Raw genomic sequence first — 16,962 nt, 5'->3', positions numbered from 1 at the left:
TAGTCTTGAATGCTGAGGTATATTTGGTTCGTTTTTTACTCGTTTTTTACTCCGATTTTTTTGTTTAGTTTAACGGGTTCGAAATAAGAAAAATTAAATTGTTGTCTGAAATTGTTGGGGTTTTATATTTACAAAAAGATTCGAAAAATTATACATTCAATTTAGCAAAATAACCGAAGATTAATAATTGGCAAGGATGCGATCTTGTTCCCATGTTGTGTGGGAACAAGGGCATGAGATAAACCTTGCTTATTGTGTGGCGTGTGTCATATAGCCGATGCGTTCCATTGCTTGTAGTTCGTTGGCGATGTAATACATTTTTAAGGTGTTTCTTTCCCAAGGTGGGATACCTGCTTCTTGGAGGACTTTTTTGAGGGATTGGGTGTGTGTTTTGTTGGGTAATTTAATGCGTTGACCTTCGTTTCGATAGCGGATGGAGAAATTGTTGTTGTTTTTGAATTCGGCATAATAGGGGCAGTTGTTTGCTTTTGCTTTTGCTTGTGTGTTGATAAAATAAAGTTCATTACTGTAGCGGCGGATTGTAAAAATGCCCCAACTAACCATGGGATTAGTGTCTTTTTTGGCGGACAATAATGCTAGAATTTGGTGCATAACTTTGTCGGAGGGGGGGAGAAATTTCAGGCTATTTAAATAGTGGCGAATGATATTTTTAATGCGGTAGGGTTTGAGTTTCATTAGGGGTTTGGTATTTAATCGGTTATTGTGGATGAGTTGATGGGTTTTGATATCAATTGTAGCTAAATCTTGTGTTAGTTGTAGGGCTTCAGATTGATGTTTGGCACTTCGGGCTAATGATTGGGTTAATTTTTTATAGGTTGTTTCTAATTTGGGGAGGATGTTTAATCTGAGGAAATTGCGTTGAAAACGGGTGTTTGTGTTGCTATCGTCTTCAATCCAAGAAAGGTGGTGATTTTTGGCGTATTTAAGAATGGTGGTTTTTTCTATATTGAGTAGGGGGCGGTAATGCACACCTTTGCCAAAAGGTTTTATCCTAGGCATAGAGGCTAGTCCAGCCACGCCAGAGCCACGAAAAAGTTGTAATAGCAAAGTTTCTGCTTGGTCATTTTGATGGTGTGCGGTGCACAGCACTTCATTTTCTGTTAAGTTGTAAGATAGCGAATGATAGCGTTTTTTACGCGCATTTTCTTCGATATTAGAGTATTTTTCTAAGTGTAAATCGATGTTGGTGCAGGGGATGTTGAGCGATTGGCATTGTGTTAAGCAAAATGTCGCCCACTCGGTGCAATGTTTGGACAAATGGTGGTTGCAATGAATGGCACGCAGGTTGTTAGGGTAATGGGTGTGCAAATAATGTAGTAATACGATTGAATCGATGCCACCGCTGAGAGCGAGGGCAATTTTTTTACCTTCTAAGAAGGTATCTTTAGTCTTGAAATTGTCCAAAACTTAAAAGTTTGTCTGCTCGTTGTTGAACCAACTGGTTAATGTTTGTCGCCGTTACTTCTTGTAATTGTTGTTTGAGTGCTTTTTTTAATAAAACTTTTGCCTGATCGGGATTACGGTGGATGCCACCTAGGGGCTCATTAATAATGACATCAATTAAACCTTTATTTTTAAGATGTGTGCTGGTTAATTTGAGTGATTCTGCGGCAATATTTGCTTTGGCTGCGTCTTGATACAGGATAGAGGCACATCCTTCAGGTGAAATGACTGAATAAATACTGTATTTAAACATCATCATTTTATCTGCCACGCCAATTGCCAACGCACCGCCTGAGCCGCCTTCGCCAATAACCACAGAAATAATCGGTGTGGCTAATGTTGACATTTCAAACAAGTTTCTGGCAATGGCCTCAGACTGTCCACGCTCCTCTGCACCAATGCCGGGATAAGCGCCGGGGGTATCAATAAAAGTAACAATTGGCATTGAAAACTTTTCTGCCATTTTCATTAATCGTAAGGCCTTGCGATAGCCTTCTGGTTTTGGCATGCCAAAGTTGTGTTTGATTTTTTCTTGTGTTGTGCGACCTTTTTGTTGGCCAATAAACATAATTGATGTGCCATCTAGTTTGGCGATGCCACCAATGATGGCGGGATCATCTGCATAAGCACGGTCGCCATGTAGTTCAATGAATTCATCAAAGACTGAATCAATATAGTCAAGTGTATAAAGTCGATTAGGATGGCGTGCCAATTGTGCAATTTGCCAATCTGAAAGGGAGGCAAAGATCTTTTTTGTTAGCAAATTACTTTTATTTGTTAACGCTTGCAGTTCTTGAGTAATATCTGCTTTATCTTCAATACTTTTAAGTGCTTGAATCTTGCTTTCTAATTCGGCAATTGGTTGTTCAAAATTGAGGTAATTTAGGTTCATATTGCATTAAAATAATTTTTGATGAATTATACCATATTGCTTTCTATTAGACTTTCTAGATGTTTATTCTCAAGCAATTCTGCTTGTGTATTGCTTGGGAATAAACACTGTTTTTATTGCGGATACAGGCAACTATAGTATTTTTGTGGATACTTAGAAGGAGACCTTTGCATAAATAGGGATGATTAGCAAAATTCAATTTTTGCCAGATTGGTGATTTTATTAAACCTTGTCCTAGCAGGGCTAAGGCTGGGTTTAAAAAATCGCCAAGCGGGTGAAAAGTGGATTTTTGATGATTATTCATATTTATGCAAAGGTCTCAGAAGGAAAGATTTATAATGGATAATCGATTGTATTTATGGATGGTATTGGCAATGTTGTTTTGGGGTGCTTCTTGGCCGATTGCTAATATTTTGTCGGGTTATTTGACAATGCATGAGTTTATTGCATATCGGTATATTTTAACCACACTAAGCATGGCGCCTGTCTTGTGGTGGATGAAGTTGTCATTTAAAATTGATTGGTCAAATCTGGTAGTGGCGAGTTTGGCTGCATTTATGTTGATTTTTTATACCAAATTTTATTACTTGAGTGCAAAACACGGTGCACCAGGACTAGCAGGTGCAGTAGTAACTACCTTAATGCCTATTTTGGTGTATTTACTAATGTTGTTTGGCAAGCAAAAGCATCCAGTATTAAAAGATTGGTTAGCATTAGTTTTGGGCAGCGCTGGTGTGGCAACTACGATGAATATTTGGCATTTTAAGTTGGATGAAATACTGGTGTTGCAAAATATGTATTTAGTCGCTGCGGCAGGTTGTTGGGCGGTTGCATCTCTTATTATCGCTTATGTAAAAACCATTAACCCTGCAGTGTTGAGTTTTTATATTTATTTGTTAATTTCAATATTCGAAATGGTATTTTTCTTAAAGCCGAGTAGTGATTCAATTTTTATGATGGATGACATTTTTTGGATAAATTTCCTTATTCTTACTATTGGTTCGACAACCTTTGCCACCACCGTTTACTTTCTTGGCATTCAATCGTTAGGCGCTAAAAGAGCCAGTGTTTTTACTTTTCTGGTACCATTTTTTGCTATCGGGTTGAGTGTTATATTTTTATCAGAACAGTGGCAATGGACGACTGTGGCTGGTGCAGTGATGACGATTGTTGCTTTGATAATTTTGAATCGTATCCATATTTATACAAAGATCTCAAGGGTAAATTAACCAAACTGGACTTGGTTAATTGTGGGTTTTTAGTAAGTAAAATAAAATCTAAATATAACTTGACATATGGGGTTATTTGTTGAAAATGCACACTATGGCGTAAACTCATAATAAAAGAGGAAAAAAAATGGCAAAAAGCATTATTGACGGGTTGTTCGGAAAATCTCCCATTAGCCCGTTACAGCAGCATATGATTAGTGTGCATTCGTGTATTTCAGAATTGAAAGACTTTATGGTTGCTATTCATGCACAAGATTGGACACAAGCGGAAAAAATTAGAAAGGATATCGGGCACAAAGAGGGTGAGGCGGATGTTTTGAAGAAGAAACTGCGTTTGAGTCTACCGTCAACCTTTATGATGCCATTCTCTCGCCGTGATTTGTTGGATTTATTGTTGATGCAAGATTCTATTGCCAATGTTACTAAGGATGTTTCTGGCTTGATGATTAACCGCAAAATGTCATTACCAAATGAAATCTTTGAAGACATAATTGAACTCACGGATATTTGTATTAAAACCTCAGCAGCGGCACTTAAAGCCGTTAATGAATTAGACGAATTGCTAGAAACGGCATTTGGCAATAGGGAGCGTAAAGTTGTCAGCTCTATTATTGAAGATGTGAACGAACTGGAAAGCCAGTCGGATAAAATTCAACATCAAATTCGTGCCAAGTTATTCCCTTTAGAAAAAGATTTACCCCCAGTCGATGTGATATTTTATTATCGTGCTGTGGAATGGCTGGGTGAACTTGCAGATGCCGCTCAGAAAGTTGGCTCTCGTTTAGAAGTATTACTCGCCAAATAGGAGCATAGCATGGAAATTATTGCAAATTACGGCAGTATTTTGTTGGTTCTTGCCATTGCTTTTGGTTTATTTATGGCGTGGGGTGTGGGTGCAAACGATGTAGCAAATGCCATGGGCACTTCGGTCGGATCGGGTGCAATCACTATTAAACAAGCCATTATCATTGCGGTTATTTTTGAATTTGCAGGTGCAGTATTGGCAGGCGGAGAGGTAACAGCGACAATCCGTAAAGGTATTTTGGATGCGTCTCTTTTTACTAACGAGCCACATTTACTGATTTATGGTATGTTGGCGTCTTTATTATCGGCAGGCGTTTGGCTGATGATTGCCTCTTCTTTGGGTTGGCCAGTATCGACAACACACTCTATTGTTGGTGCTATTGTTGGGTTTGGTGCAGTAGGTGTGGGCGTTGATGCGGTTGCTTGGGGTAAAGTTGGCAAAATTGCGATGAGTTGGATTGTATCGCCAATCTTGGCGGGTAGCATTGCGTTTGTTTTATTTAAGAGTTTGCAAAGTTTGATTATTGACACCTCTAAGCCTTTTGAAAATGCTAAAAAATATGTGCCGTTTTATATGTTTTTAGTGGGCTTTGTTATTTCTCTAGTAACAATTTTCAAAGGACTTAAGCATGTTGGTTTGGAGTTTGATATAATGACAAGTTACCTATTAGCGACCATATTTGGCACATTGGTTGCTGTTATTGGTGCTATCGTTATTCGCCGTATTCATCTTGATCCTGATGAAAATAAAGACTTTCACTTTACCTCTATGGAGCGAGTGTTTGGCGTGTTGATGATTGTTACAGCGGCAGCAATGGCATTCGCACATGGGTCTAATGATGTGGCAAATGCGATTGGCCCATTAGCAGCAATCTATGGCGTTATTGAAAGCGGAGGCATTATTGGCTCTAAAAGTTCATTGCCAGTTGGTATTTTGTTGGTGGGTGGTATTGGTATTGTATTTGGTCTGGTTACTTACGGGCATAAAGTCATTGCCACAATTGGCACAGGCATTACCCAATTAACCCCTTCACGAGGTTTTGCTGCGACATTGGCAGCGGCAACAACGGTTGTAATCGCCTCAGGCACGGGTTTACCAGTCTCAACCACGCAAGTATTGGTAGGGGCAGTATTAGGCGTTGGTTTAGCCAGAGGGATGGCGGCATTAGACTTGCGTATGATTAACAAAATCTTTTTATCATGGCTCATCACCTTGCCAGCGGGTGCGCTGATGTCTATTTTATTTTTCTTTATACTTAAAGGTATATTCGGAGCATGATGAAGCCCTTATGTAACTATTTATAATTATTAGGAGTTTTTTGATATGACTTTAGCAGAAATCCAAGCCAAACTTGAGGCAGGCATTGAAGATTCAACCGTGACTATGGAAGGCGATGGCTGTAATTGCTCAACTTTAGTGGTATCTCCCGCATTTGTAGGTATGTCATTATTAGCAAGGCAGAAAATGATATTAGCCACTGTGCGTGCAGATATTGATTCTGGTGAGTTACACGCCTTAAGTATTAAAGCAAGAACGCCAGAAGAAATGACTTAATTGTCAATATTTCTATCTTTTAAATCTTGCATAATTGCCTTACGCATTTCGTTTGAACAATTAATCCAAGCAGTGATTTCATCACTACTACGCTTACAGCCTACACAAATTTTTTTCTTGTTGTATTTACAAATACCTACGCAAGGTGAATTGCCTGAAGATAAGGGTGTTTTAACAGTTTGATTGCTCATGTGGTCATTATATCAAGACCTTTGCATAATGATGAATAAATCGCCTATAACTATGCAGAGGTCTCATAGTAAAATACCTGCCTTTTTATTCACTTACATTATCTTATGGGTTTTTCCAAACTAGGTTTATCAGACGCTATTTTAGATGCCGTTACCAAAAAAGGCTACGATAAGCCTTCACTAATTCAAGAGCAGGCTATTCCTGCAGTATTACAGGGCAAAGATGTGATGGCTGCTGCGCAAACAGGCACAGGAAAAACCGCAGGTTTTACTTTGCCAATTTTGCAGCTTTTATCAAAAGGCACGCTTGCTAAGTCTAATCAGGTGCGCACACTTATTTTAACGCCAACACGCGAATTAGCCGCCCAAGTTAATGACAGCGTAGCAACTTATGGCAAACAACTGCCACTAAAATCAACAGTGGTATTTGGTGGCGTAAAAATCAACCCACAAATGCAAAAACTCAGAAGTGGTGTTGATATTTTGGTGGCAACACCAGGTAGGTTGTTAGATTTGTATTCACAAAACGCAGTGAAATTTGACCACTTAGAAATATTGGTAATGGACGAGGCTGATAGAATGCTAGATATGGGGTTTATTCACGATATTAAGAGAATTTTAAAGATTTTACCAGCAAATAGACAAACTTTAATGTTTTCTGCTACTTTTTCAGATGAGATTAGAAAATTGGCAAAAACCTTAGTCAATAACCCAGTAGAAATCTCAGTAACCCCACGAAACACTACGGTAAAAGCAGTCAAGCAATGGATTCACCCTGTTGATAAATCCAAAAAACAAGCGTTACTCACACACCTCATTAAAGAGCATAGCTGGTATCAAGTATTGGTATTTAGCCGCACCAAACACGGTGCTAACCGTATTGCCACCCAACTGGGGAAACGCAGCATTACTGCTGCCGCTATTCACGGCAACAAAAGTCAAGGTGCACGCACCCGTGCTTTGGCAGACTTTAAAGCAGGTAAAGTTAATGTTTTAGTTGCTACTGATATTGCCGCTCGTGGTATCGACATCGTTGAGCTACCTCTCGTGGTCAATTTTGATCTACCAAATGTACCAGAAGACTATGTCCACCGCATTGGTAGAACAGGTCGTGCTGGCTTAAAAGGCGAGGCAATATCTCTAGTTAGTGCCGACGAAGCCAAGCAACTTTTTGACATCGAACGCCTAACACAGAAAAAACTTGAACGCATTATGGTGGATGATTTTATCCCTGAGCACAATGTGCCAGAATCTAGCAAAAATATCTTACCCCCAAAAAAGAAAAAACCAAAGAAGAATACAAGTCGTAACAAGCCAAGATATGGCAAAAATAGCAATTCTACTGAGAATAAAGCCAAGAAAAAGAAAGGATTTTGGTAACACAGAATCTAAGAGTGGTTAGAAGTATTGTCAATACATCAAGTGAGATTGGATGCCAAACGGCGGTTTAATGGTGTTTTTGAATTTGGTGGAGATGGCGGGAATTGAACCCGCGTCCGAAAACTTTCAAACAAAGAGTCTACATGCTTAGTTTAGTCTATTAGAGTTAGCGACTTACCACCCGACCATCAGGGATGCAAGCGCGATTTCAGTGCGTTTTAACCGAATTATCCTGAAAAAATAATCCTAGCGAGTCTGTAAGCGACCGCTACCCAAGAGACACAGACAATCTCAAGGGAGCGGCTAGCTATGCAGCTAGAGCGTAGTTGTCTTCGTTTGCAACTATCTTTTTTGAGAAACGGTTACGAGTTATTCTCATCCTCGGCATGCATCCTTGAGATCCAACTCCTCGTCGAAGCCATGTCATCCCCTGAAAGGGGGTATTATACGCTTTTTATTTGATTGTTACTCTTGCGAATTTGCGTTTGCCGACTTGATAAACTTCTGTGCCTGTTTCGGGTTCAAGATTTCTGTCTGTAATTTTTTCACCATTGAATTTAGCAGCGCCTGCTTTAATCATTTGATAGGCGTTTGAAGTGCTGGGGCAAAGTTCTGCATCTTTGAGCAAATTGGCAATTTTAATGCCTGCGTCAAAAGTGAATTCTTCCATTTCATCAGGGATTTGATTTTTGCTAAAACGGTTAATAAAGTTTTGTTGTGCTTGTTTGGCGGAATCAGCGCTATGAAAGCGAGTGATGATTTCTTCGGCAAGGATAAATTTAATATCTCTTGGGTTTTTACCGTCTACCATTGCTTGTTTTAAGTCGGAAATCGCTGCCAGACTTTGGAAGCTTAATAACTCAAAATAACGCCACATTAACGCATCTGAAATTGACATAATTTTGCCAAACATCTCATCGGGTGCATCGTCAATGCCAATATAGTTGTCTAAGGATTTGGACATTTTTTGCACGCCGTCTAAACCTTCTAAAATCGGCATGGTGAGGATAACTTGCTGCTCTTGTCCTGCTTGTTTTTGTAGATCTCTACCGACTAGTAAGTTAAATTTTTGGTCGGTACCACCGATTTCTATATCACTTTGTAGTTCGACAGAATCATTGCCCTGAACTAAGGGGTATAAGAATTCGTGGGTGGAAATAGCTTGCCCTGATTTGTAGCGTTTGGAGAAATCATCGCGTTCTAACATTCTGGCAACTGTTTGCTTGCTGGCAAGTTGGATAAACGCCATCGGCGTCATTTTGTCCATCCACTCAGAGTTGAATACAACTGTGGTTTTACTTTTATCCAAAATTTTGAACACTTGTTTGGTGTAGCTTTTGGCATTTTCTTGTACCTGCTCTCTTGAGAGTGGCGGGCGGGTTTTGCTTTTGCCAGTCGGATCGCCAATCATCGCAGTAAAGTTACCAATTAGGAACTGGATTTCATGCCCCAAGTCTTGTAATTGCCTAAGTTTGTTGATTAAAACCGTATGCCCTAAGTGCAAATCAGGCGCTGTTGGGTCAAACCCTGCCTTGATTTTTAAAACTTTTTTGCGTTTGAGTTTGTCTTTGAGTTCTTCAAGTGGCAAAATTTCATCAGCACCTCGTTGGAAAACTTCTAATTGTTGTTTTAAATCCATTTTAACCCTTGTTTTTCGTATTCGTGTAATTTGTCATCGTTTGACATAAAAGTGTAATTATTTTGAATGCAAAACCAAATCAGCATTCTATCAAATGGATCTTTGTGTTTTTCTACTGGGCTAAGTTGGTAAGAATTTGCCATTATTTGGGCATCAATATTAATAATTTCCAAGTCTAATTCTTTAGCGATATTTGGTAGATTATCAGGTGTTTCGCCTTTTAGTTTTATTTTACCAATATTGTATTTAATAGCTATTTCCCAAAAACTAAGATTGGTAAGTAAAATATTGTTTTGTGGATTTTTGAGAATGTCTAATTTTTCCGCATTAATTCTTTTTGAATTTGTAAACATCCAAAGAAAAATATGAGTGTCGATAACAAAATTCATTTAATCAATGCCTAATAACTCTTCATCCGTCATTGCCCAATCTTCTGAAAATTCCACATGAATTTTACCTTTGTATAAATCGAATTTACGCGGTTTTAATTTGAATTTTTCTTCTTCATAAGGCACAATCATAGCTACTTTTTTATGCTTTCTACCGTATTCAATAATAAATTTTTCGCCTTGTTGCACCGCACTAATGATGCTGGAAAATTCATTTTTTGCTTGTGCACTTGAAATGTTTGGCATAACTTTCTCCTTATTGACTGTAGCTCTTATTTTAATCTAAGTTGTCAAGTTGTCAAGTTTAGAATTATTTTCTAATATGCCCATCACCTAAGACGATATATTTTTGTGAGGTAAGACCCTCTAAACCGACAGGACCACGCACATGGAACTTGTCGGTACTGATGCCGATTTCTGCGCCCAGCCCATACTCAAAACCATCAGCGAAACCAGTGGAAGCGTTAATCATCACCGAGGAAGAATCAACTTCGGCGATAAAACGACGACCTGAGGTGTGGTTTTCGGTAACGATAGATTCAGTATGTCCTGAGCTGTGTTTGTCAATATGCTCGATTGCCTCATGCATTGAATTAACAATACGAATGGATAAAATAGCATCTAAGTATTCTGTATCCCAATCTTGCTCGGTGGCTTTGATTATCTGTTTTGAGAGTTGTTGAGTTTGCTTACAGCCTCTGAGTTCTACGCCTTTGGCAATAAATTCAGCAATCAGTTCGGGCATAATGCGCCCTACGGCAGAGGCGTGTACCAGTAAAGTTTCTGTGGCATTGCACACGCCATAACGCCGTGTTTTGCCATTAAAAGCAATATCAATGGCTTTTTGTGTGTCTGCATCTTTGTCAATATAAGTATGACAAACACCGTGTAAGTGTTTAATCACTGGTACTTTAGCACTGTTACTAATAGCTTCAATCAGGCCTTTGCCTCCTCGTGGGATGATGGCATCTACGAAATCAGAAGCTTTGACCAGTTCGGTAACGGCAGCACGCTCGGTGGTGTCAATTAACTGTACGCAATTTTGGTCTAAGCCAGCATCAATTAAGCCTTGTTTTACACAAGCATAAAGAGCCAAATTAGAGTTAATTGCTTCTGATCCGCCACGCAAAATTGCACCATTGCCTGATTTTAAACAAAGTGCCGCCGCATCAATCGTTACATTAGGACGGGATTCGTAAATAATACCTATAACCCCTAAAGGCACACGCATCTTGCCTACTTGAATGCCACTTGGGCGGAATTTAAGGTCGGTGATTTCTCCGACTGGGTCAGACAGGGTAGCAATTTGAGTAAGGCTTTCGATAATGCCGTCAAGGCGTGTATCGTCTAGCATTAATCTATCCATTAGCGCTGCATCCAGTCCACTATTTTTGCCTTGGTCTAGGTCTTTTTGATTGGCATTTAAGATAGTTTTGCGATTTTTATCAATCTGCTGAGCAGTATTTATCAAGGCAGTATTTTTCTGCCGTGTGCTTGCACTACGAAGTGTTTTTGCAGCAGTGCGTGCATTTTGACCAAGTGTGGTAATGAGCTTGTTTATTGAGTCCATAGTGTTTTTCCTGCTAAATTTAGTAATAGTGTGCGTAATTCGTCAATGACAGCTAGATTATCCACGCCTTTGATGGAGCGGTCAATCCGTCCGAGTGATAATAAGTTTTTTTGTAGGCGTTGGTAAGGAAGGCGTTTTAAGGCGTTACCGATGGTGGTTTGCCTGCTTTTCCACACTCTATGGCTGTTCATAACACTGCTGATTTGCTTGACTTGTTGCAGCTCGATTGACATATCAATCATGGCGTTGATTTCTCGATACAGCGCACTACTAAGAATAATCGGCATAGCAGTGTCATTAACCATGGTGGTGTAAATTTTCAGCACTTGATTGCTATTGCCCGCTAATGCAGAGTCAATGAGATTATAGACGGTATATTGTGATTGTTGATTGAGCTGCTGTACATAGTTTTCGGTGTCAATATTGCCCTTTGGATACGCCATTTTGAGTTTTTGAATTTCTTGCATAGATGCCAGCAAATTGCCTTCAGTGGTATAGGCAATAGCTTCTGCAATTTTTGTATTAGCCTCAAGTCCTTGCCCTGCCATATGATTAGCAATCCAGCCGATAAGATGGTCTCTTTGAACCTCCCAGACTTGAACGATACTGCCGTTTGCTTCAAGTGTTTTAAACCATTTGCTTTTTTGTTGAGCAAAATCAAGTTTTCCAGTAGAAATAATCAGCAAAATATCACTGGGCAAGTTGGCGGCAATTTTACTCAGTGCTTTTGAGCCTTTAATGCCAATTTTCCCCGTTTTAAGCCGACATTCAATAATGCGTTTTGGCGAGAATAATGAGGCCGCTGAAATTTCAGCAGTAATTTCACCCCAGTCAAAATTACCATCAATTTCAAAACTGACTCGCTCATCAAAGCCTTGCGCTTTGGCAGTATCTCTAATATATTTTAAACTTTGCTCGACCAGTAAAAGTTCTGGACCAAAAACAAAGTAAAGTGAGTCAAATTGATTGACTAAAGTATTACTCAGTTGTTCAGGCTTAATGCGCATTTAAACTGTTTAATCTTCTTAATAATCTTTTGACAATCGTGCTACGAAGCTGAGTGTAACTTCTATTTACTTGCAGTCTATCCGCTTGTGTTGAAAGCTTATTGGCAATTATACTGGCTGTTAAATCCTTGGACAAAAGTAGTTTTTTACCCCGAAATACTTTAACAGGTATGGCAAGTGTTAGCGTGTAACTACTGACATCGTCATTGGTTTTATAAGCAATAGTTTGTTGTTTTTGCATTTCATCACCGATTTCAACACGCAAAGACTGCTGTGCTTGTGGATTAAAATGTTTTTTAAGTTCAGCAGCGAATGCATTATTGGCACTACTGGTTATGGATGCGTTAATTGATATGGCGTTGTTGGGCGTATGAAAACTACAAGCACTTAGTAAACTGGTAATTAGGATGATAGAAAGTAGGTTAATTTTTGACATAATCTTTTATTGAATAAGTACAAGGTAGGAATTATGACAGAATTTGAATTTATTTGTTTAGATTTCCCTTGAAAAAATCATTATTTATCTCTACATACATAGACATACAATAGGGTATATTTATTTTCTTATTTTTTATTGATTTTTATTATGTTTAAAAATTTATTATTTTGGTTGGTTTTGGGCGGCGTGTTGAGTTCAATTTTTAGTCAGTTTCAAACGGATGAAGACAAAAACGACATCACTTATTCTCAATTTATTCAGAGCGTTAAGCAAGGCGATGTTTCTAATGTAACCATTTCAGGTAGTGATATTACTGGCGTTGGCGTTGGCGGTAAGCAGTTTTCTACTTACAGCCCTGGCGACTTAGGTTTGATGGGTGATTTGCTTAATAACGGCGTGAATGTGGTTGCCAAACCGCCTGAAAAAGATGGGTTTTTCAAGCAATTAATTATTTCTTTAGCGCCAATTTTATTATTAATTGGTGTTATTCTCTACACAATGAGAGGTGCTGGCGGTGCAATGGGCGGCAAAAATCCAATGAGTTTTGGTAAATCTAAAGCACGCCTAATTCCAAAAGACGAGTCAAATACTACTTTTAAAGATGTGGCTGGCGTGGAAGAGGCCAAAGAAGAAGTGTCAGAGTTGGTCGATTTCTTATCCGACCCTAGTAAATTCACCAAAGTAGGCGGGAAAATCCCCAAAGGCGTGCTTTTAGTTGGACCACCAGGCACAGGTAAAACACTATTAGCAAAAGCCATTGCGGGCGAGGCTTCTGTGCCATTTTTCTTTATTTCAGGCTCTGATTTTGTTGAGATGTTTGTGGGTGTGGGCGCATCACGAGTGCGCGATATGTTTGAACAAGCGAAGAAAAATGCCCCTTGTATTATTTTTATTGACGAGATTGATGCCGTGGGTCGCCAACGAGGCGCTGGCATGGGCGGTGGACACGATGAGCGTGAGCAAACACTTAATCAAATGTTGGTTGAGATGGATGGCTTTGAAGGCTCTGAAGGCGTGATTGTGATTGCTGCCACTAACAGACCCGATGTGCTAGACCCTGCTTTGTTAAGACCAGGTCGTTTTGACCGCCAAGTAACCGTGGGTTTGCCTGATATTAACGGTCGTGATGCGATTTTAAAAATTCATATGCGTAAATTACCCATCGCAAAAAATGTTAAATCTATCAATATTGCCAAAGGCACGCCAGGGTTTTCTGGTGCAGACCTTGCTAATTTAACTAACGAAGCCGCATTAATTACAGCGGGTAAAGGTAAAAAATTGGTCGGTATGCAAGAGTTTGAAAAGGCCAAAGACAAGATTATGATGGGCTCTGAACGCAAGTCAATGGTAATGGATGAGGCTGAAAAAGAAATGACCGCTTATCACGAGTCAGGGCACGCAATTGTTGGTCGTTTAGTGCCTGAGCATGACTCTGTTTACAAAGTCAGCATTATTCCCAGAGGGCGTGCGCTAGGGGTAACTATGTTCTTGCCAGAAAAAGACAGTTACAGTATTTCTAAGCGCAAATTAAACTCCCAAGTGGCAGCATTGTTTGGCGGTCGTATTGCTGAAGAGTTGATTTATGGTGCAGACAGCGTTACTACAGGTGCCAGCAATGATATTGAACGAGCCACTGAAATTGCGCATAAGATGGTGAAACAGTGGGGCATGTCTAATGTTTTAGGACCTTTGGCGTATGGCGAAGACGAGGGCGAGGTATTTTTAGGACGACAAGTAACCAAACACAAGCATATTTCGGAAGACACTTTTAAAGTGATTGACGCTGAAATTCGTCAAATCATTGATGTCAATTATAATATTGCTAAAAAAATATTAATAGACAATACCGATATTTTGCACGCTATGACCAAGGCATTGATGGAATTTGAAACCATTGATAAAGAGCAGATTGATGACTTGATGGAAAGAAAACCAATGCGTGAAGCGGCAGCAGTTGTTGATTCTGAGGTTACTTCTACCGAATTAGGCAGTGGTATTGAGCCAGTAGAGGATGTTAGTAACGATATCAAGGAAAAACCATTAAGCAACAACGGCACTGAGCAGGAGGCCTAGGTTTAATTTTAGTCATTATGACTATGCAAGCAAAAATTATGGGAGTGTTGAATGTAACGCCTGATTCGTTTTCTGACGGCGCTCAGTATTCTGATGTTGCGGATGCTGTTCAAGGTGCACAACATATGATTGAGCAAGGCGCTGATATGATTGATATTGGTGGCGAATCCACCCGACCAAATGCCGATTTTGTTTCAGTAGTTGATGAAATTCAACGAGTTATCCCTGTTATTAATGCGCTGGTCAAAATCACCGATACACCTGTCTCAATTGACACCTCAAAACCAGAAGTGATGATGCAAGCCGTTAAAGCAGGTGCTAAAATGATTAACGATGTGCGTGCTTTGCGTGCTGATGGCGCATTAGAGGCAGCGAGTGGACTGGATGTGGATGTATGCCTGATGCATATGCAAGGCGACCCAAGAGATATGCAAAACAATCCCGTGTACGATAGTGTAGTGGATGATATTAAACATTTTTTTGAGCGTAGAATTGAGGCTTGTATTGGCGCTGGTATTAATGAAAAAAAGTTAATCTTAGACCCAGGTTTTGGTTTTGGTAAAACTTATGCGCACAATTTAGAAATTCTACGGCGTTTTGACGAATTTAAAAGTTTTGGCTTGCCGTTGTTAGCAGGGCTATCACGCAAACGCATGATTGGGCAAATGCTTAATGACAGAAAAATAGAGGAGAGGATTATTGGCAGTATCACAGCCGCCATAATAGCCCTGCAAAAAGGGGCAAATATTGTGCGTGTGCATGATGTTTTGGCGACAAAAGATGCATTAACAATATTACAAAAGGTTGAAAATGGCTAATTATTTTGGAACAGATGGCATACGGGGCAAGGTAGGTATTGAGCCAATCACAGCAGATTTTTTCTTAAAATTAGGTTGGGCAGTCGGTTCAGTTTTGGCACAAAAAAACAAAAACCCCAGTATTGTTATCGGCAAAGACACTCGTGTTTCAGGCTATTTATTTGAATCTGCATTGGAGGCAGGTTTTTTGTCTGCTGGCGTAGATGTCGGGCTACTTGGTCCGATGCCAACGCCTGCGGTGGCATATTTAACGCAAACTTATGGTGCTACAGCAGGCGTAGTGATTAGTGCATCGCACAACCATTTTCAAGACAATGGGGTGAAGTTTTTCTCCGCTAAAGGCTTTAAACTCAGCAGTCAAGACCAAAAAGACATTGAAGAGAGATTGCAACAATCTATGCTTAGCGTTACCAGCGAAAGCATTGGCAAAGCCGTGCGCCACGAGCAATCTTTAGGGCGTTATATTGATTTTTGTAAACGCACGATTGACAAAAATATTGACTTATCCAGCCTCAATATTGTGATCGATTGTGCCAATGGCGCTACTTACCACATTGCAGAAAATGTATTTGCTGAATTGGGCGCTAATATTACTATCATCAACAATCAGCCCGATGGTTTTAATATTAATCTTGACTGCGGCGCTACTGATACCCAGCATTTACAAAAAACTGTGCTAGAAAATAAAGCCGATTTAGGCATCGCTTTTGATGGCGATGGCGACCGCTTAATGATGGTGGACAGTAGTGGAGAGTTGGTTGATGGTGATGAGTTGGTTTTTATTATTGCTAAAGCATGGCAAGCGCAAAACAGACTTAAAAGCAATACTGTAGTTGGCACGCAAATGACCAATCTTGGTGTACGCCACGGCTACCAAGACCTAAATATTGATTTTATCGAAGCCGATGTTGGTGATAGATTTGTGATGCAACAAATGCAGAAAAATAACGCTATTTTAGGCGGCGAAGGATCAGGGCACATTATTTGCCTCGAACAAACCACCTCAGGTGATGCGATTATTGCCGCTCTCCAAGTGCTAGAAGTGATTATTAAAAGTGAAAAAACACTTAAAGCGCTTAAATCCGAAGTGCAAAAATACCCACAAGTATTAATCAATGTTAAAACCAAAGAAAAAATTGATTTACCTCAACATCAAGCCTTGCAACAAGCACAACTTGAAATACAAAAAACCCTAGGAAAAACAGGCAGAGTCTTAATTCGTGCCTCTGGTACCGAGCCACTTATTCGAGTTATGGTTGAAGGTCGGGATTTAGACTTGGTGCAACAAAGTGCCGAAACACTGGCTGCTACGCTTGGTTAATCACACAATAACCTAGGTCAAGTAATCAGCGAACCACAAAATTATTAACATAGATTATTCTATAAGAGACCTTTGCATAAATATGAATAATCATCAAAAATCCACTTTTCACCCGCTTGGCGATTTTTTAAACCCAGCCTTAGCCCTGCTAGGACAAGGTTTAATAAAATCACCAATCTGGCAAAAATTGA

18 protein-coding genes and 1 other RNA gene are annotated in these 16,962 nt (G+C 39.7%); 8 read left to right on the top strand and 11 right to left on the bottom strand.

What is annotated here, in order from left to right; translation table 11 throughout:
* Positions 1-249: 249 nt before the first annotated feature.
* The 3 genes from tilS to CRYPD_RS05270 are packed head-to-tail and all read right to left on the bottom strand — an operon-like array spanning position 250 to position 2,660.
* Positions 250-1,425, bottom strand: coding sequence for a tRNA lysidine(34) synthetase TilS (tilS, locus tag CRYPD_RS05280; RefSeq protein WP_138146556.1), 1,176 nt, complete (start codon positions 1,423-1,425; stop codon positions 250-252).
* Complete coding sequence (locus CRYPD_RS05275) at positions 1,406-2,356, bottom strand: acetyl-CoA carboxylase carboxyltransferase subunit alpha (protein ID WP_138146555.1); 951 nt, start codon at positions 2,354-2,356, stop codon at positions 1,406-1,408. Before CRYPD_RS05275 ends, tilS begins: the two co-directional genes overlap by 20 nt.
* 55 nt (positions 2,357-2,411) lie before the next feature.
* Positions 2,412-2,660, bottom strand: a complete 249-nt coding sequence (locus CRYPD_RS05270; protein ID WP_138146554.1) for a hypothetical protein — start codon at positions 2,658-2,660, stop codon at positions 2,412-2,414.
* A gap of 34 nt (positions 2,661-2,694) precedes the next feature.
* On the opposite strand from CRYPD_RS05270, the gene CRYPD_RS05265 reads away from it, so the two are divergent.
* The 4 genes from CRYPD_RS05265 (at position 2,695) to CRYPD_RS05250 (ending at position 5,944) form a co-directional block, all read left to right on the top strand.
* Positions 2,695-3,585 carry a DMT family transporter gene (locus CRYPD_RS05265; RefSeq protein WP_171004337.1) on the top strand — a complete coding sequence of 297 codons (891 nt, stop codon included), beginning with the start codon at positions 2,695-2,697 and terminating at the stop codon, positions 3,583-3,585.
* Between the two features lie 127 nt (positions 3,586-3,712).
* On the top strand, positions 3,713-4,390 hold the full coding sequence (locus tag CRYPD_RS05260) for a TIGR00153 family protein (protein ID WP_138146552.1): 678 nt from the start codon (positions 3,713-3,715) through the stop codon (positions 4,388-4,390).
* Between the two features lie 9 nt (positions 4,391-4,399).
* Positions 4,400-5,668 (top strand): inorganic phosphate transporter, encoded by a 1,269-nt coding sequence (locus CRYPD_RS05255; protein ID WP_138146551.1) that lies wholly within the window; start codon positions 4,400-4,402, stop codon positions 5,666-5,668.
* 45 nt (positions 5,669-5,713) lie between these two features.
* Complete coding sequence (locus tag CRYPD_RS05250; RefSeq protein WP_138146550.1) at positions 5,714-5,944, top strand: BolA family protein; 231 nt, start codon at positions 5,714-5,716, stop codon at positions 5,942-5,944.
* Here the strand turns inward: CRYPD_RS05250 and CRYPD_RS05245 are convergent.
* Entirely contained in the window at positions 5,941-6,135 is a 195-nt protein-coding gene (locus CRYPD_RS05245; protein ID WP_138146549.1) for a DUF1289 domain-containing protein, read from the bottom strand. The genes CRYPD_RS05250 and CRYPD_RS05245 overlap by 4 nt on opposite strands.
* 105 nt (positions 6,136-6,240) lie before the next feature.
* Between CRYPD_RS05245 and CRYPD_RS05240 the strand changes: the two genes are divergently transcribed.
* Entirely contained in the window at positions 6,241-7,515 is a 1,275-nt protein-coding gene (locus tag CRYPD_RS05240; protein ID WP_138146548.1) for a DEAD/DEAH box helicase, read from the top strand.
* Positions 7,516-7,601: 86 nt separating this feature from the next.
* Here CRYPD_RS05240 and ssrA read toward each other — a convergent pair.
* The 7 genes from ssrA to CRYPD_RS05205 form a co-directional block, all read right to left on the bottom strand.
* Positions 7,602-7,946: a transfer-messenger RNA gene (gene ssrA, locus CRYPD_RS05235) on the bottom strand.
* 23 nt (positions 7,947-7,969) lie between these two features.
* Positions 7,970-9,154: a tyrosine--tRNA ligase gene (gene tyrS, locus CRYPD_RS05230; RefSeq protein WP_138146547.1), complete on the bottom strand. Its 1,185-nt coding sequence runs from the start codon at positions 9,152-9,154 to the stop codon at positions 7,970-7,972.
* Positions 9,145-9,543 (bottom strand): type II toxin-antitoxin system VapC family toxin, encoded by a 399-nt coding sequence (locus CRYPD_RS05225; protein ID WP_138146546.1) that lies wholly within the window; start codon positions 9,541-9,543, stop codon positions 9,145-9,147. The genes tyrS and CRYPD_RS05225 overlap by 10 nt, the downstream gene beginning before the upstream one ends.
* On the bottom strand, positions 9,544-9,789 hold the full coding sequence (locus CRYPD_RS05220; protein ID WP_138146545.1) for a type II toxin-antitoxin system Phd/YefM family antitoxin: 246 nt from the start codon (positions 9,787-9,789) through the stop codon (positions 9,544-9,546).
* Positions 9,790-9,853: 64 nt separating this feature from the next.
* Positions 9,854-11,113, bottom strand: a complete 1,260-nt coding sequence (locus tag CRYPD_RS05215) for a glutamate-5-semialdehyde dehydrogenase (RefSeq protein WP_138146544.1) — start codon at positions 11,111-11,113, stop codon at positions 9,854-9,856.
* The gene (holA, locus tag CRYPD_RS05210; protein WP_138146543.1) at positions 11,101-12,120 is read right to left on the bottom strand and encodes a DNA polymerase III subunit delta; all 1,020 of its coding nucleotides are present in this window, start codon (positions 12,118-12,120) and stop codon (positions 11,101-11,103) included. The genes CRYPD_RS05215 and holA overlap by 13 nt, the downstream gene beginning before the upstream one ends.
* Entirely contained in the window at positions 12,110-12,556 is a 447-nt protein-coding gene (locus tag CRYPD_RS05205) for an LPS-assembly lipoprotein LptE (protein ID WP_138146542.1), read from the bottom strand. The genes holA and CRYPD_RS05205 overlap by 11 nt, the downstream gene beginning before the upstream one ends.
* Positions 12,557-12,706: 150 nt before the next feature.
* On the opposite strand from CRYPD_RS05205, the gene ftsH reads away from it, so the two are divergent.
* Genes ftsH through glmM form a run of 3 tightly spaced genes read left to right on the top strand, consistent with a single transcriptional unit; the run spans position 12,707 to position 16,771 of the window.
* Complete coding sequence (ftsH, locus tag CRYPD_RS05200; protein ID WP_138146541.1) at positions 12,707-14,632, top strand: ATP-dependent zinc metalloprotease FtsH; 1,926 nt, start codon at positions 12,707-12,709, stop codon at positions 14,630-14,632.
* Positions 14,633-14,649: 17 nt separating this feature from the next.
* A complete protein-coding gene (gene folP, locus CRYPD_RS05195; RefSeq protein WP_425290265.1) occupies positions 14,650-15,450 on the top strand; it encodes a dihydropteroate synthase in 801 nt (266 codons plus the stop codon).
* On the top strand, positions 15,443-16,771 hold the full coding sequence (glmM, locus tag CRYPD_RS05190; RefSeq protein ID WP_138146540.1) for a phosphoglucosamine mutase: 1,329 nt from the start codon (positions 15,443-15,445) through the stop codon (positions 16,769-16,771). The genes folP and glmM overlap by 8 nt, the downstream gene beginning before the upstream one ends.
* The last annotated feature ends 191 nt before the right edge of the window (positions 16,772-16,962 follow it).

Source organism: Bathymodiolus heckerae thiotrophic gill symbiont (genome assembly GCF_900180345.1).
GTDB lineage: Bacteria > Pseudomonadota > Gammaproteobacteria > PS1 > Pseudothioglobaceae > Thiodubiliella.
Note: the sequence above shows the minus strand (reverse complement) of the source record. Positions and strands in the feature narration are given on the sequence as shown.

What these genes read in the sequence shown, in the direction of transcription:
- CRYPD_RS05275 (WP_138146555.1), bottom strand. Translation starts at nt 2,356, where the DNA reads ATGAACCTAAATTACCTCAATTTTGAACAACCAATTGCCGAATTAGAA.
- CRYPD_RS05270 (WP_138146554.1), bottom strand. Translation starts at nt 2,660, where the DNA reads ATGAATAATCATCAAAAATCCACTTTTCACCCGCTTGGCGATTTTTTA.
- CRYPD_RS05265 (WP_171004337.1), top strand. Translation starts at nt 2,695, where the DNA reads ATGGATAATCGATTGTATTTATGGATGGTATTGGCAATGTTGTTTTGG.
- CRYPD_RS05260 (WP_138146552.1), top strand. Translation starts at nt 3,713, where the DNA reads ATGGCAAAAAGCATTATTGACGGGTTGTTCGGAAAATCTCCCATTAGC.
- CRYPD_RS05255 (WP_138146551.1), top strand. Translation starts at nt 4,400, where the DNA reads ATGGAAATTATTGCAAATTACGGCAGTATTTTGTTGGTTCTTGCCATT.
- CRYPD_RS05250 (WP_138146550.1), top strand. Translation starts at nt 5,714, where the DNA reads ATGACTTTAGCAGAAATCCAAGCCAAACTTGAGGCAGGCATTGAAGAT.
- CRYPD_RS05245 (WP_138146549.1), bottom strand. Translation starts at nt 6,135, where the DNA reads ATGAGCAATCAAACTGTTAAAACACCCTTATCTTCAGGCAATTCACCT.
- CRYPD_RS05240 (WP_138146548.1), top strand. Translation starts at nt 6,241, where the DNA reads ATGGGTTTTTCCAAACTAGGTTTATCAGACGCTATTTTAGATGCCGTT.
- tyrS (WP_138146547.1), bottom strand. Translation starts at nt 9,154, where the DNA reads ATGGATTTAAAACAACAATTAGAAGTTTTCCAACGAGGTGCTGATGAA.
- CRYPD_RS05225 (WP_138146546.1), bottom strand. Translation starts at nt 9,543, where the DNA reads ATGAATTTTGTTATCGACACTCATATTTTTCTTTGGATGTTTACAAAT.
- CRYPD_RS05220 (WP_138146545.1), bottom strand. Translation starts at nt 9,789, where the DNA reads ATGCCAAACATTTCAAGTGCACAAGCAAAAAATGAATTTTCCAGCATC.
- CRYPD_RS05215 (WP_138146544.1), bottom strand. Translation starts at nt 11,113, where the DNA reads ATGGACTCAATAAACAAGCTCATTACCACACTTGGTCAAAATGCACGC.
- holA (WP_138146543.1), bottom strand. Translation starts at nt 12,120, where the DNA reads ATGCGCATTAAGCCTGAACAACTGAGTAATACTTTAGTCAATCAATTT.
- CRYPD_RS05205 (WP_138146542.1), bottom strand. Translation starts at nt 12,556, where the DNA reads ATGTCAAAAATTAACCTACTTTCTATCATCCTAATTACCAGTTTACTA.
- ftsH (WP_138146541.1), top strand. Translation starts at nt 12,707, where the DNA reads ATGTTTAAAAATTTATTATTTTGGTTGGTTTTGGGCGGCGTGTTGAGT.
- folP (WP_425290265.1), top strand. Translation starts at nt 14,650, where the DNA reads ATGACTATGCAAGCAAAAATTATGGGAGTGTTGAATGTAACGCCTGAT.
- glmM (WP_138146540.1), top strand. Translation starts at nt 15,443, where the DNA reads ATGGCTAATTATTTTGGAACAGATGGCATACGGGGCAAGGTAGGTATT.